Origin of the sequence: Streptomyces sp. NPDC089915 (assembly GCF_040684675.1) — a bacterium.
Taxonomy (GTDB): Bacteria; Actinomycetota; Actinomycetes; order Streptomycetales; family Streptomycetaceae; genus Streptomyces.
In genome coordinates this window covers 1-13,752 of record NZ_JBFBGN010000033.1, presented here as the reverse complement: position 1 = coordinate 13,752, position 13,752 = coordinate 1, and the positions used below count along the sequence as shown (strand labels likewise).

At 75.1% G+C, this 13,752-nt stretch carries 15 protein-coding genes and 1 pseudogene; 10 read left to right on the top strand and 6 right to left on the bottom strand.

What is annotated here, in order from left to right; genetic code table 11:
- Positions 1 to 33 precede the first annotated feature (33 nt).
- The 3 genes from AB0O29_RS13285 to AB0O29_RS13275 all read left to right on the top strand — a co-directional run bounded on the left by AB0O29_RS13285 (position 34) and on the right by AB0O29_RS13275 (position 4,772).
- Positions 34 to 3,042: a BTAD domain-containing putative transcriptional regulator gene (locus tag AB0O29_RS13285; protein ID WP_365150677.1), complete on the top strand. Its 3,009-nt coding sequence runs from the start codon at positions 34 to 36 to the stop codon at positions 3,040 to 3,042.
- A gap of 106 nt (positions 3,043 to 3,148) precedes the next feature.
- Positions 3,149 to 3,595, top strand: coding sequence for a hypothetical protein (locus AB0O29_RS13280; RefSeq protein WP_365150674.1), 447 nt, complete (start codon positions 3,149 to 3,151; stop codon positions 3,593 to 3,595).
- A 376-nt stretch (positions 3,596 to 3,971) separates the two neighbouring features.
- The gene (locus AB0O29_RS13275; RefSeq protein ID WP_365150671.1) at positions 3,972 to 4,772 is read left to right on the top strand and encodes an arginine deiminase-related protein; all 801 of its coding nucleotides are present in this window, start codon (positions 3,972 to 3,974) and stop codon (positions 4,770 to 4,772) included.
- Here AB0O29_RS13275 and AB0O29_RS13270 read toward each other — a convergent pair.
- The 3 genes from AB0O29_RS13270 to AB0O29_RS13260 all read right to left on the bottom strand — a co-directional run bounded on the left by AB0O29_RS13270 (position 4,769) and on the right by AB0O29_RS13260 (position 7,154).
- Positions 4,769 to 5,527 carry an LmbU family transcriptional regulator gene (locus tag AB0O29_RS13270; protein WP_365150668.1) on the bottom strand — a complete coding sequence of 253 codons (759 nt, stop codon included), beginning with the start codon at positions 5,525 to 5,527 and terminating at the stop codon, positions 4,769 to 4,771. The two genes, AB0O29_RS13275 and AB0O29_RS13270, sit on opposite strands and share 4 nt — an antisense overlap.
- 159 nt (positions 5,528 to 5,686) lie before the next feature.
- Complete coding sequence (locus tag AB0O29_RS13265; protein ID WP_365150665.1) at positions 5,687 to 6,526, bottom strand: DUF4097 family beta strand repeat-containing protein; 840 nt, start codon at positions 6,524 to 6,526, stop codon at positions 5,687 to 5,689.
- A gap of 106 nt (positions 6,527 to 6,632) precedes the next feature.
- Entirely contained in the window at positions 6,633 to 7,154 is a 522-nt protein-coding gene (locus tag AB0O29_RS13260; RefSeq protein WP_365150662.1) for a toxin-antitoxin system HicB family antitoxin, read from the bottom strand.
- A gap of 132 nt (positions 7,155 to 7,286) precedes the next feature.
- Between AB0O29_RS13260 and AB0O29_RS13255 the strand changes: the two genes are divergently transcribed.
- The 6 genes from AB0O29_RS13255 (at position 7,287) to AB0O29_RS13230 (ending at position 11,097) form a co-directional block, all read left to right on the top strand.
- Entirely contained in the window at positions 7,287 to 8,600 is a 1,314-nt protein-coding gene (locus tag AB0O29_RS13255; protein WP_365150659.1) for an FAD-dependent monooxygenase, read from the top strand.
- 78 nt (positions 8,601 to 8,678) lie between these two features.
- Positions 8,679 to 9,266: a TetR-like C-terminal domain-containing protein gene (locus tag AB0O29_RS13250; RefSeq protein WP_365150656.1), complete on the top strand. Its 588-nt coding sequence runs from the start codon at positions 8,679 to 8,681 to the stop codon at positions 9,264 to 9,266.
- Positions 9,263 to 10,120, top strand: coding sequence for an alpha/beta hydrolase (locus AB0O29_RS13245; protein WP_365150653.1), 858 nt, complete (start codon positions 9,263 to 9,265; stop codon positions 10,118 to 10,120). Before AB0O29_RS13250 ends, AB0O29_RS13245 begins: the two co-directional genes overlap by 4 nt.
- 49 nt (positions 10,121 to 10,169) lie before the next feature.
- A complete protein-coding gene (locus AB0O29_RS13240) occupies positions 10,170 to 10,439 on the top strand; it encodes a hypothetical protein (protein WP_365150651.1) in 270 nt (89 codons plus the stop codon).
- Positions 10,436 to 10,777: a DUF6247 family protein gene (locus AB0O29_RS13235; protein ID WP_365150648.1), complete on the top strand. Its 342-nt coding sequence runs from the start codon at positions 10,436 to 10,438 to the stop codon at positions 10,775 to 10,777. Before AB0O29_RS13240 ends, AB0O29_RS13235 begins: the two co-directional genes overlap by 4 nt.
- Positions 10,778 to 10,806: 29 nt before the next feature.
- On the top strand, positions 10,807 to 11,097 hold the full coding sequence (locus tag AB0O29_RS13230) for a hypothetical protein (RefSeq protein WP_365150645.1): 291 nt from the start codon (positions 10,807 to 10,809) through the stop codon (positions 11,095 to 11,097).
- A gap of 11 nt (positions 11,098 to 11,108) precedes the next feature.
- Here AB0O29_RS13230 and AB0O29_RS13225 read toward each other — a convergent pair whose 3' ends face one another.
- Together AB0O29_RS13225 and AB0O29_RS13220 are read right to left on the bottom strand one after the other, a co-directional pair.
- Positions 11,109 to 11,420 carry a putative quinol monooxygenase gene (locus tag AB0O29_RS13225; RefSeq protein ID WP_365150642.1) on the bottom strand — a complete coding sequence of 104 codons (312 nt, stop codon included), beginning with the start codon at positions 11,418 to 11,420 and terminating at the stop codon, positions 11,109 to 11,111.
- Between the two features lie 250 nt (positions 11,421 to 11,670).
- On the bottom strand, positions 11,671 to 12,015 hold the full coding sequence (locus tag AB0O29_RS13220) for a hypothetical protein (RefSeq protein ID WP_365150639.1): 345 nt from the start codon (positions 12,013 to 12,015) through the stop codon (positions 11,671 to 11,673).
- Positions 12,016 to 12,186: 171 nt separating this feature from the next.
- Here AB0O29_RS13220 and AB0O29_RS13215 point away from each other — a divergent pair.
- Positions 12,187 to 12,996 (top strand): annotated as a pseudogene (locus AB0O29_RS13215) (helix-turn-helix transcriptional regulator); the annotation flags it as partial.
- Positions 12,997 to 13,026: 30 nt separating this feature from the next.
- Here the strand turns inward: AB0O29_RS13215 and AB0O29_RS13210 are convergent.
- Positions 13,027 to 13,752, bottom strand: a 726-nt coding sequence (locus AB0O29_RS13210; RefSeq protein ID WP_365150636.1) for a thiamine pyrophosphate-dependent enzyme, incomplete at its 5' end; no start/stop codon positions are given.

The following is a 13,752-nucleotide window of genomic DNA, read 5'->3' as shown; positions in this document are numbered from 1 at the left end:
TTCGAATGATCGACTCCCGTGGATAATCACGGCATGCGGTTCTCCATCCTCGGCGAGACTCTGGCCCGGCACGACGACGGCACCGCGGTCCCCCTCGGGGGACCCGCCCGGCGGGCGCTGCTGACCCTGCTGCTGGTGCGCCCCCGGGAGGTGGTCACGGCCGAGCGGCTGGCGGACGAGATGGCCCCGGACGGCTCGCTGTCGGCGCACGCGCTGCAGTCCCAGGTGTCCCGGCTGCGCGCGGCCCTGGGGACGGACGTGATCGAGCGGGCCGGGGCGGGCTACCGGGTGGCGGTGGACCCGCAGGACGTGGACGCGGGCCGGTTCGAGCGGCTGGCCCGCGAGGGACGGGCCGCGCTGGCCGCCGCGGAACCCGAGCGGGCCCGTGAACTCCTGTGCGAGGCACTGGAGTTGTGGCGCGGACCGGCACTGGCCGACCTGGCGCACCTGCCCGGCGGCGACACCGCGCGGGCGGTCCGGGTGCGGCTGGAGGAGCTGCGGCTCGGGGCGGTCGAGGACCGGATCGAGGCCGGGCTGCGGCTCGGCGGCCACCGGGAGGCCGTGGCGGAGCTGCGGGAGCTGACCGGCCTCCATCCGCTGCGCGAGCGCCTCTCGGCCCTGCTGATCCGGGCCCTGGCCGCCGGGGGCGGGCAGGCGGAGGCCCTCGCCGCGTACGAGGAGACCCGCGGCCGGCTGGCCGATCAGCTCGGCAGCGACCCCTCGGCCGAACTGGTCTCCCTGCACCGGGAGTTGCTGGAGTCCGACCCCGCCCCCGCGCAGGTCCGCCCGCCCGCCCAGCTGACCTCCTTCGTGGGCCGCGACGGTGAGGCCGCCGAGGTGGCCGGGATGCTGCGGGTGGCCCGGCTGGTGACGCTGGTGGGCCCGGGCGGGGTGGGCAAGACCCGGCTGTCGGTGGAGGCGGCGGGGGCCGCCGCCGATGACGTGTGCTTCGTCGAACTGGCCTCGCTGCGCGAGGGCTCCGGCCTGCCGCAGGCGGTGCTGACGGCGCTCGGGCTGCGCGAGAGCGGGCTGCGGCCGGGCGGCGGGCAGGGCCCCGTGGACCGGCTGGCGACGGCCCTGGCCGACCGGGTGCTGCTGCTGGTCCTGGACAACTGCGAGCACCTGGCCGGGGAGGCCGCCGCGCTGGCGGGGCGGCTGCTGGCGGTCTGCCCGCGGCTGCGGATCCTGGCCACCAGCCGGGAGCCCCTCGCCGTCACCGGGGAGCACCTGTGGCAGGTGAGGCCGCTCGACGACGAGGCGGCGGTACGGCTGTTCACCGAGCGGGCCTCGGCGGTGCGGCGCGGGTTCACGGCCGCGCCGGGGCCGGTGGAGCGGATCTGCGCGGCGCTCGACAACCTGCCGCTGGCCATCGAGCTGGCGGCGGCCCGGCTGCGCACGATGGACGTGGCGGATCTGGCGGAACGGCTGGACGACCGGCTCGGGCTGGCCGCCGCCCGGGCCAACCGCGGCGCCGACGAACGCCACCGCACCCTGCGCGCGGTGGTCGCCTGGAGCTGGGACCTGCTGTCCGGGGAGGAACAGCGGGCCGCCCGGCGCTTCACGGTGTTCCCCGGCGGCGCGACGGCCGGGGCGGCCCTGACGGTGTGCCGGGGCGGGGGCGTGGCGGCGGGGGCCGGGGTGCCGGGCGCCCGCGTGCCAGGGGCCGGGGTGCTGGAGTCCGGGGTGCCGGGCGCCGGGGCGCCCGGTTCCGAGGTGCTGGACTCCGAGGTGCTGGAGTCCCTCGTGGACAAGTCGCTGCTGGAGCTCGTCGGCGGGCGCCTGCGGATGCTGGAGACGGTACGGGCGTACGGCGCCGAGCGGCTGGAGGAGGCCGGCGAGACCGCGTCCGCCGGACGGGCCCACACGCGGTACGTGCTGGAGCTGGCCCGTACGGCCGATCCGCTGCTGCGGGGCGCCGGGCAGCCGGAGTGGCTGGAGCGGCTGGCGGCCGGCCACGGCGACCTGCTGTCCGCGCTCGGCCGCGCGGTCGGGGACGGCGACTGGGAGACGGCCCTGGAACTGCTGGCCGCCACCTCGGCGTACCTGTGGATCCGCGGGGTCTCCGGGTCGGTGGCGGAGCGGGCCGCGGCGGTGCTCGAAGCCGTCGGGGACGCTCCCCCGGCCGGGCTGGGCGAGGCGTACGCGGCATGCGTGCTGCTGGCGGCGGGCGGGCCCGGCGGGCTCGCGCCGTGGCGGCGCCACCGGGCGCGGGCCGGGGAGCTGCTGGCCGCCGCCTGGGACGGGGACGGTCCGGGCGGCCGGTATCCGGTGGTGCTGCTGCTGTGGATGCTGCGCAACGCGACGGAGCCCGATCCGCTGGACGCGTTCGCCCTGGTGTCGGCGCAGCGCGGGCGCCCCGAGCCGTGGGTGCGGGCGGTGGCGGCGTACGTGTCCGGGTTCGGGCCGCTCGGGGCGGGCGATCCGGCCGCCGCCGAACGGGCCTTCGCCGAGGCCGCCGACGGGTTCCGGGCGGTCGGCGACGGCTGGGGCGGCGCGCTGGTCCTGGACGTGCTGGCCGGTATGGCGGCGGCGCGCGGGGACCGGGCGGGGGCGGTGGCCCTGACCGACGAGGCGCTGGCGCTGACCGAGCGGCTCGGCGCCCTGGAGGACAGCGCCGACCTGCTGGTCAACCGGGCCGACCACCTGGTGGACGCCGACGCGGCGCGGGCCGGCGCCGACTACGCCCGGGCGGAGTCCCTCGCCCGCCGGGCCGGCGGCTCCGCCGCCCTGGCGGCGGCCCTGCGCGGCCTCGGCGACCTGGCCCTGCGCGAGGGCGACCCGGCGCGGGCCGAACGGCTGTACCGGGAGGCGCTGGAGCGGATCGACCCGCACTGGGTCAAGAGCGCGGGCAGCCGGCTGCGGGCCCTGGCCGGGCTGGGCCGGGTCGCGGAGTCGCGCGGGGACCGGGCGGCGGCCCGGGCCCGCTACGCGGAGGCCGCCGCGTCGGCGACGGCCGTGGTGGGCGGCGCGGACCCCGACGCGCTGCGGCTGCTGGGCCTGCCGCAGGACGTCGTCGACAGGGTGGCGGCGCACGCGTCCTGACGGGGGAACGGCCTGGTTGACAGACTCCGGGATCGTGCTGGAGCCGCGAGCGGTCGCCCCGTGATGCTCTCCGGGTCACCATCACCGCTTGACGAAAGGCCACTTCGTGAGCATGCCTTCCTCCGACTCGCTCCGGGAGCTGCTGGTCACCGCGGTGGATCTCGCCCCCGCGGGCCTCGACGGGTTCGGCGAGCCGCCGTCGCCCTCGTCGGACGAGGACCCGCCGCCGATGACCGCCGCGACCCCGGAGCTCACGGCCCTGCTGAACCGGGCGTTCAACGACAAGGCCGCGCGGGAGGTCCGGACCTCGTTCATGGACGCCGACGGGTCGGTCCTCGTGGACGAGGGGGTCTCGGAGCGGGCTCCGGGGGCCGCCGTGACCTGGATGTCCGACATGCGGCGGGTGTACACCGAATGTGCCGCCTGGACGATGCTGACCTTCCGCAGCGTGGAGGGCGACCCCGCCGGCCCCGGGGCGGCCCGCCTCGCGGCCGCGACGTCGCGGTTCCTCGCGCTGGCTCCGGCGAGGTTCCTGGGCCTGCCGGTCGGCTAGCGGGTCCACAGGGGCTGTCCCGCCGGCGGGACAGCGGGGGAGGCGGGTCGGGGGCGGGGGCATTGCCCGATCGAGGCCGTGCTTGCCATGCTCGAACGCGGCGACGGCGCCCGCCCCCGGCCGCTTCCGGACCGCCGGCCGGCGGGCGCTCCAACCGGTCCCGCGGGAGCCCGGGTCGTCCGGGCACGGCGGCGGACCGGGCCCGGTGCGGCCGTGGAGGCGCGCCCGCGCCCCGCCGCCCCGGGCGGCCCGTCCGGGCGCCGGGCGCACACCACCCGGTGGTCGCCTTCCGTTCCGCTCGGGTCCGCCCGGCTCTGCCACCGTCCGGACCAGCCCCGCCACCCCAGGCCCCCAACCCCGCCCCTGGAGCCCACGGATGAACACCGAACTGCTGATGTCCGATGCCGCCCACTTCCGCATCGACTACGTCATCAACCCGTACATGGACACGAGCGTGCAGCCGGACGCGCGGGCCGCCGTCAGCGAGCACGCCGCGATCGCCGCCGCGCACGTCGCGGCCGGCCGCACGGTCCACCGGATGGCGTCCGCGCCGGAGTGCCCCGACATGGTGTACACGGCCAACGGGGCCTGGGTGTGCGGCGACCGGGCCGTGCTCGGCGACCCGCCGGCCGCCCGCGCCGCGGAGATCCCGTACTTCCGGTCCTGGCTGAAGGAGAACGGCATCGACGTGTTCGACGCCCCGTACGCCTTCAGCGGCCAGGGCGACGCCCTGGCCTGCGGCAACCTGCTGCTGGCGGGCCACGGCCAGCGCACGGACCGCCGGATGCACGAGGTGCTGGCGGACCTGACCGGCCACGAGGTGGTGGCGCTGCGCACCGCCGGGGAGGAGTGGTACGACCTGGACCTGGCCGTGGCGGTGATCGACGAGGACACGCTCGCCTACTACCCGGGCGCGCTGGAGCCGGAGAGCGTCGGCGTGCTGCACTCCCTCGGACTGGAGCTCATCGAGGTGAGCACCGAGGAGGCGCGGGCCTTCGCCCTCAACCTGATCAGCGACGGCAGCACCGTGACGATGACCACCGGCGCGCCCCGGCTGGCCGCGACCCTGCGCGAGCGGGGCTCCACGGTGGTCGAGCTGGACACGGCGCAGCTGCGCAAGGGCGGCGGCGGGGTCCGCTGCACCGCCCTCACCCTCGACAACCGCCTCCCGGCCTAGGAGGCGCGGGAGGCCGGGGAGTCCCGGGAGTCCTGGGAGGCCGGGGAGTCCTGGGAGGCCGGGGAGTCCTGGGGGGTGCCGGGTCCGGGGGCCTGGGCGGTGACGGCGGACTGCAGGACGTGCGCCGCCCAGTCGTTCAGGCTCAGCCCGCAGGAGGCCGCCACCGCGAGGAGCCGGTCGACGTCCGGTTTCGGCAGGGCGATCCGCAGCGTGGCCGCCTCGTCGTCCTGCTCCCCCGGCCCCGTCCCGGCGGACTCCAGCGCGTCACCGCGCTGTTCGGCGAGGCCGGCCCGGAGCTGCCTGCGGAGTTCGTTGCGCGACCAGCCCTGTTCCTCGGCACGGCGCAGCCAGTAGTCCTGCTCGGGCCGGGCCAGGCGGGCCACCTCGGCGTGGTGGGCGAAGCTGAGGGCGTCGCGGCGCCGGCCGTGCTCGAACCTGCGGGCCACCCAGGCGTAGTTGCGCAGGGTCTGGTAGTCGAGCCCGGTACGGCCCACCGCCTCGCGGTAGCGGCCGCTGTAGGCGGTCTCCCCGAACAGGAGCCAGTCGCCCAGCCACCACGCGGAGGAGCTGGCCAGGTCCCGGAGCTGGCTGCCGATCTCCTCCCAGGAGCGCTGCGGCATGGCCGGCGAGAAGGTCATGCCCGACTTGGTCAGCGTCTCCAGGCAGGGCAGCTGGCTGAGGGTCACCCTGCGGTGGCCGGGGGCGCGCCGGCCCGGGACGGTGGTCAGCTCTCCTCGTGCGCGGATGCCGGACATCTCGCATCATCCCCTTGCGGCTCGACCGGCCACTCGGCATCTCATGGCCCTCCGGCTGGCCAGACTAGGCACGCGGGAGCGGGCCGGCGCGGGGGTTGAGACGGAGTTGACGGCGATCTGAGCAACCCGGGCGATCCTGCGGAGGAGGCGGGGGCCCCGTCAGGCGGCGCGGGTGATCACGATGTCGCCCATGGCGGTACGGGCCCTGACCTCGACGACCCCCTCGGATCCCTCGGGGCCCTCGGAGGGGCCGAGGGAGTTGTGGACCTTGCCCAGGCGGGAGGTGACGTCGAGCCAGGCGGCCACGGAGCCGCGGATGGCGATGTCGATCCGGCCGGCGGCGGTCTGGAGGTCGGCCTTGCCCCGGGCCAGCCCGCCGACCCGGATGGCGCCGCTGGCGGACTTGGCGACGACGGAGCCGTGCGCCCGTTCGACGGTGATGGAGCCGTTGGAGCTGTTCGCCCGTACGTCTCCGGTGACCTCGCCGATCTCGGTCTCGCCGTTGAGGTTCTTCACGGTGGCCGCGCCGTCGACGCGGCCGAGGGCGATCCGGCCCGCGCCGTGCACCTCGGCGTCGCCGGAGCAGCGGTCCAGGAGGACGTCGCCGTGGCCGGTGCGCAGGGTGACCGGCCCGGCCTCGCCGACCCGGAGGTCACCGGCGCCGGACTTGAGGACGCACGCGCCGAAGGCCCCGTCCAGGACGAGGGCGCCGACTCCGGTGGAGGCGCGGACGCGGGAGCCGGCCGGCAGCTCGATGTGCACCTCGACCGAGCCGATCCGGCCGAACGGGAGGCGCTTCCTCGGGCCGCGTACGGTCAGCGTGCCGTCGGTGTGGTCGACCCTGCTCTCCCGGGCCGCCCGCTCGTCCTCCGGGTCCGCGGGGTCGGCGGGCAGCACCTCGACGACGGTGTCCGGCCGCCCGCCGGCCGTGAGCAGGACGGATCCCACCTCGATCTCGACGGAGACGGCGATCGGTGCGGGGGTCTCGAAGCTGGGCATGACGGTCCGATCCTCATGACGGGGTGCGGGTTCCCGCCGGTCGGGCGGGCGAGGGGGAAGTGCGGGGGGCGGGGCGCGGGCGGCGGGTCGGCCCGAGGGGCGCGGGTCAGCGCACCCAGCCGGTGTAGCTCTGCCCGGTCCGGGTGCGGCGCAGCCCGGCGGGCTGCTGCTCGGCGGCGGACCCGGCCAGGGCGGCGGACAGGGTGCGGACCACCCAGGAGTTGACGGAGATCCCCTCGCGGACGGCCGCCTCCTCGGCGCGGGCCTTGAGGTGGGAGGGCAGGCGGAGGTTGATGCGCGCCGTGCCGCCCTCCTCGCCCTCGGGGAGGACGGCGGCCGGCGGTGCGGCGGGGGCGGCCGGACGCTCCTCGTACGGGGGCTCGGCCTCCGGGACGCTGACGACGAACTCGGGGTCCAGGCCCCGCAGCCGGACCGAGACCGATCCCGGCGCCAGGTCCCGCGTGACCTCGTCCATCGCGTCGGACAGCGCGTTCAGGAGGGTCAGCCGGGCGGCCGACTCCAGCGGGGCCGTGAGCCGGCCGGCCAGGGCGCGGGCCTCGTCCCCGCCCGCGTCGGCGGCGACGGCGAGCTCGTGCCGGAGGTTCTCTACGTACGGCCTCAGATCCATGGCGCCACTATGGCACATATGTGGCACCATGACCAGATTCGACGTGTGCCACGTCCTGCGCGGACGGGGTCGCGGGCGGACGGTGAGCCGGCGGTGAGCGCACGGTGAGCACCCCCGCGCAGGCTGTGCCCCATGACGAACACCACCACGAACACCACGGCGAACACCACGGCGAACACCGCCGCGAACACCTCCGCCGACGCCGCCGCGAGCACCTCCGCCGGCGCCCGCCCCGCCCGGACCGTGCTGATCTCCGGCGCCTCCGTGGCCGGCCCCGCGCTCGCCTTCTGGCTCCACCGCCACGGCTTCGCCCCCACGATCGTCGAGCGCGCCCCCGCCCTGCGCCAGGGCGGCTACGCCGTCGACTTCCGAGGCGAGGCCCACCTCACGGTGCTGCGCCGCATGGGCATCCTGGACGAGCTCCGGGCCGCCCGTACCGGCACCGGCTCCATGTCGTACGTCGACGCCTCGGGCAGGCCGCGGGCGAAGCTGCCCGCCGACCTGTTCGCCGGGGACCTGGAGGTGCTCCGGGGGGACCTGGCCCGGATCCTGTACGAGGCGACGAAGGAGCACACCGAGTACGTCTTCGGGGACTCGGTCGCCTCCCTCGCCGAGGACGCCGACGGCGTCCACGTCACCTTCGAGCGCGGCGCGCCCCGCCGCTTCGACCTGGTCATCGGCGCCGACGGCCTGCACTCGCGCACCCGAGGCCTGGTCTTCGGGCCGGAGGAGCGCTTCGTCAAGCACCTCGGCGTCTACTGCGCGGTCTTCACCACGGACAACCACCTCGGCCTCGACCGCACCGGGCACGCCTACCGCACCGCCGGCCGGCTGGTGGCCGTCTACAGCGCCCGCGAGAACACCGAGGCCAAGGCCGTCTTCTACTTCGGCTCCCCGCGGCTCGACCTGGACCGGCGCGACGTGGCGCGCCAGCAGGCGCTGCTCGGCGAGCGGTTCGCGGGCAACGGCTGGGAGAGCGACCGGCTGCTGGAGCGGATGCGCGAGGCCCCGGACTTCTACTTCGACTCCGTCGGCCAGGTCCGCATGGACGGCTGGTCGCGCGGCCGGGTCGCCCTGCTCGGCGACGCCGCGTACTGCCCCTCGTCCCTGTCGGGGATGGGCTCGGGGCTCGCGCTGGTGGGCGCGTACGTCCTCGCCGGTGAACTCGCCGCCGCGCACGGCGACCACCGCACCGCCTTCGCCCGCTACGAGCGGGAGATGCGGGCGTACGCGGAGGGCTGCCAGAAGATGGGCGACGGGGTGGCCCGGCTGATGGTCCCCGGGAGCCGGCTCCTGGCGGGGCTCCTCGACCGCTACTACAAGGTCATGCCGTACCTGCCGGGCAAGGACATGGCCGCGAGGATGGCCCGCAAGGCGGCCGAGAACATCACCCTGCGCGACTACTCCGCGGCCCCGGCCGCCCGTTCCGCCCGTTCCGCCCGTTAGCCCGCTCCGGAACCGGCTGGACAGCAGAACCTAGACCCTCTAGGTTTTGCCCTAGGACATCCAGCAAGGAGACGTCGCATGGTGCGCGCAGGACTCAACGCCGCACGCCTCACGGAGGCGGCCGCCGAGATGGCGGACGAGGCGGGGATCGAGAAGGTGTCCCTGTCCGCGCTGGCGCGGCGGTTCGGCGTCAAGGACGCGAGCCTCTACTCGCACGTGCGCGGTCTGCGCGACCTGCGGGTGCGGGTGGCGCTGCTGGCCGGTGAGGAGATGACCGGGCGGATCGCGGTCGCCGTCGCCGGACGGTCCGGCAAGGACGCGCTGGTCGCGTTCGCCGACGCCTACCGGGAGTACGCCCTGGAACGCCCGGGCCGTTACGCCGCCTCGCAGATGCGGTTCGAACCGGAGGAGGTGGCCGGTTCGGCCGGGCTCCTGCGCAGCGTGGAGCTGACCTACGGGATGCTGCGCGGCTACGGCCTGGCGGACCCGGACCTGACGGACGCGGCCCGGCTGCTGCGCGCCACCTTCCACGGCTACGTCCACCTGGAGCTGAGCGGGGCCTTCGGCCACTCCCGCGAGGTCCGGACGTCCTGGGCGCGCGGCCTCGACGCACTGCACGTCGCCCTGGAGAACTGGCCGCCGAACACCGAGGGGGACCCGCGATGACGACCACACCCACACCCGAATCCACACCCACCGCCGGAACGCTCGACGTCCCCGGCGCCACCCTGTACTACGAGCGGCGCGGCACCGGCCCCGTCCTGCTCCTCATCCCCGGCGGCGGGGCGGACGCCGGCCTGTACGCGGGGATGGCCCCGGCCCTGGCCGCCGCCGGACGCACCGTGGTCTCGTACGACCCCCGTGGCCAGTCCCGCAGCACCCTCGACGGCCCGGCCGCCGACCAGCGGGTGCCGGACTGGGCCGACGACGCCCGCCGGATCCTGGACCTGGTCTCCCCCGGCGAACCGGCGGACGTCCTCGGGTGCAGCGCGGGCGCGGTCGCCGCGCTCGGCCTGCTGGCCCGCCATCCGGAGCGGGTCCGCCGGGTGGTGGCGCACGAACCGCCGCTGGTGGAGGTCCTGGAGGACCCGGCGCCGTACCGCACCCTCTTCACCGAGGTCCGCGACCTGGCCCGCGCCCAGGACCCGGCGGCGGCGATGGCCCACATGGCCCAGGGCCTGGGCGGGACCCCGGAGCGCGAGGAACCCGTCGAACTTCCGCCGGAGATCCTGGAGATGGCCCCGCGCATGTACGCCAACCAGCCGTTCTTCCTGGAACACGTCCTGGTCCCCTTCACGTCGGACACCCCCGACGTACCGGCCCTGCGCACCCACGCCGCCCGCCTCGTCCTGGCGGCGGGCGAGGACTCCCGCGGCATCCCCGCCCTGCACGGCCCCGCAACCCGCCTGTCGTCCCTGACGAACGCCCCCTTCACGGAATTCCCGGGCGGCCACGTCGGCTGCGCCGAACACCCGACCCCCTTCGCCACCCGCCTCCTCGAAACCCTGGCCAGGCCCTAATGGCAAGGAGAGGTTGCAGTTAACGTGCGGGGGCGGGCACACTCGACGCATGAGCGAGACACCACGCCCCCGCGCCAGGCAGGCCGAGCTCACGCCGGCCCAGCGGCGCGAGCTGGACCGGCTGCAGGCCGCCGTCACCGGGGCGAAGCAGGCGTTCGCGGAGGCCGCGGGGCGCATCGCCGTCGAGCTCGGCCGGGGCGGGAACTCCGCCGTGGCGAGACATCTGGACGTCACCCCCCAGCACGTCTCCAGCCTCGCCCTCGCCTACCGGGCCCAGCGGACCGCCGTGCCCGAGCGGGACGAGGAGGCCGCAGCATGACGACCGCCCCCGAACCCTCGGGCATCCCGCCCATGCCCGAACGGAACCCGAAGGCCCTGCGCGCCGCGATCGCCGAATACGCGCCGGCCCTGCTGCCGGACTTCGACGCCCACTGGAAGTGGGCCATCGCCGAGACGTACGACCTCGCACCCGTCCCTGCGTTCATGGCCCAGTGGTGGACCGAATTCGCCCTGGCCCGCGACCCCGCGCTGGCCCGGACCGTGCACGACCTGGAGTCCCGTGCGGCCGAGGCGACGACCGGCGGCGAAGCCAGACAGCTGCTCACACGGGCCGCGCACCTCCGCCGCGAGGCGGGAAAGGCGGAGCCCGGCCGGTGAGCGGTGCGTTCATGGGGCCGCCCTGGCAAATGGACTGGGTCGATACGGCCCGCACCGCCAGGGACTCCCTGCCCGGGCACGTCCGCGATCTGATCGACGCCGTCCGCGCCGAACTCGTCACGGTCAAGGACCCCTACTTCCGAGGCATCGACAACCTGCCCGACCTGCCGGCAGGCTGCCGGATCACCCCACTCCTGTCGACCGTGCCGAACGGCCTGCACGTCTGCCACTTCGACCACGGCAGAGGATGGCTCCACTACACGTTCGTCAGCCGCACCGCCGACCCGCAGATCGTCGTCGAAGAGGTCTTCTGGCAGTAGCCGGCCGGCGGTCACGGGGCCGGGAGGGGCACCGGGGCCGCGGCGGACAGGTAGCGGATGGAGACGGGGCGGGTGAGCAGGTCGTCGAAGAGGCCGGCCACCTGGCGGAAGTGCGGGGTGGTGAAGTGGAATTCCAGGGCCTCGGGGCCGGTCCACTCCTCGATGATCACCATCCGCTCCGGCCGGTTCGGGTCGGCGTACGGCTCGTAGGCCAGGCAGCCCTCCTCCTCGACGGACGGCTCGATCATGGCTTCGAGCGCGGTGCGCAGGTCGTCCTCGCGGCCGGGCTTGGCCTCGAACGCGGCGATGACGGTCAGGGTCATGGGGGGTGCCTCCTCAGGCGGTCGATCTCGTTGTTCCGGTGACAAGGGAGATCCTTCCGCCACGGCGCACGGATACCCAGGGCGAAGCTCTCCCCGGGAACCGGCGGACCGGGGGTCTGGCGGTACCCCCTTTCAGGGCGGGAGGTCATGCGTGTGAGGATCGCCCGACCGGCTCACGGTGTGGGTCTACGGGGGAACGCCCGGCCGAGGACCCGGCGCCCTGACGGAACGCCCGAGCCCGGTCCCTCGGTCAGATCTCGGCGGCGGGTACGTAACGTGCTGCCGCGAGCCTGGCCATCGTCCGGAGTTTCGCGAAGTAGGAGGCGCAGTACTCCGAGTCGATCAGGGGAACGACCTTGTCGAGCCGGGCGATGCACGACCAGAGGCCGGCAACGCCAAGGTCGTCGAGCCCGCCGTTCAGCTCCGTCTGTACGAGGCCGGCGGTATCCGCGTCCAGGAGGATCAGCTCCACCCCCGCGATGCCGACACCGCGGAAGCCGGCGGGGTACGGGGCGCACCGGTGCTCCTCCCACAGCCTGGCGAGCCGCTCCTCCTGCGGACGCGGCACGGCCATGCCGGCCAGCGGGGCGTCCATGCCCCCGTAGTCGGGAGCGACGTCACCGGCACGTGGGTCCGGTACGGGCAGAGGGCGCGGTACGGGGTGGTTCACCCGTGCAGTTTCACCAGCCGGAGGCCCTCGGTGCCAACCGTTTCGCCCCGGCGCATTCATTCCTCGGGGCGCGGAACGCCCTCCTAGGATGGGCTGATGAACGCCAAGGCCGAACTCAGTGCGTACCTCCGCTCGCGGCGGGCCCGTGTGCGGCCCGAGGAGACGCGGCTGGGGGCCGGGTTCGGGGGGCGGCGGCGGGTGCCGGGGCTGCGGCGTGAGGAGTTGGCGCAGTTGGCCGGGGTGAGCGTCGACTACTACGTCCGGTTCGAGCAGGGCCGCAACGAGAAGGTCTCCGACGGGGTCGTCGACGCCGTGGCCGACGCCCTGTTCCTGACCGGGCCCGAACGCGCGCACCTGCACGACCTGGCCCGCGCGGTGCGCCGCCGGACGTCGGCGGGGCCCGCCGCGCAGACGCCGAGCGCCGGGCAGCTCCGGCTGCTCGACGCCATGTCCGGCGTCCCCGCCTACCTGGTCGGGCGGCGCACCGACCTGCTCGCCTGGAACGGGCTCTACGCCGAACTGCTCGGCCCCTCCCTCACCACCGTGGCACCACGGCACCGGAACACGGCGTGGCTGGCCTTCCTCGACGCGGACGTGCGCGCCCGCTACGTGAACTGGGAGGCCAAGGCCCGCAACGCCGTCGCCTACCTGCGCCGCGACCACGGCCGGCACCCGGACGACCCGGCCTTCGCCGCCCTGATCGCCGAACTGGAGGACCGCAGCCCGGAGTTCCGCGCGCTGTGGGCGGAGCGGGAGGTCGCCGACCGGATCACCGGCGAGTACGTCATGTGGCATCCGGCCGTCGGCGAGCTCAGCCTCGCCTTCGAGAGCTTCCGGTCCGCCGCCGATCCGGACATCAGCCTGATCGCCTACACCGCCGAACCGGGCTCGCCCTCCGAGGCCGCCCTGCGCACGCTGGCCGCCCGCGCGTCGTCGTCAGCCGGCGACGGTCCAGGTGTCGGGGCCGGTGAGGAGGGCTACCAGGTCGGCCTTGCCGTGGCGCTCGACGGCGGTGTCGAGCTGCTCGGCCATGAGGGTGTCGTAGACGGGCCGCTCGACGTCGCGGAAGACGCCGACCGGGGTGTGGTGGAGGGTGTCGGGGTCGGCGAGGCGTGAGAGCGCGAAGGCGGTGGTGGGGGTGGTGGCGTGGGCGTCGTGGACGAGGATGCGCGACTCGTTCTCCGGAGTGACGGTGACCATCTCCAGGTCTCCGGTGCGTGCGTTGCGGATGACCCCCTTGGCGCGGTCGGCGCCGAAGCGGATCGGGTGGCCGTGTTCGAGGCGGATGACCGCTTCCTCGGCCTGGTCCTTGTCCTTGAGGGCTTCGAAGGCGCCGTCGTTGAAGATGTTGCAGTTCTGGTAGATCTCGACGAGGGCGGTGCCGGGGTGGTCGGCTGCCTGGCGCAGGACCTCGGTGAGGTGTTTGCGGTCGGAGTCGACGGTGCGGGCGACGAAGGAGGCCTCGGCTCCGAGGGCGAGGGAGACGGGGTTGAAGGGGGCGTCGAGGGAGCCCATGGGGGTGGATTTGGTGATCTTGCCGAGTTCGGAGGTGGGTGAGTACTGGCCTTTGGTGAGGCCGTAGATCCGGTTGTTGAAGAGGAGGATCTTGAGGTTGACGTTGCGGCGGAGGGCGTGGATGAGGTGGTTGCCGCCGATGGAGAG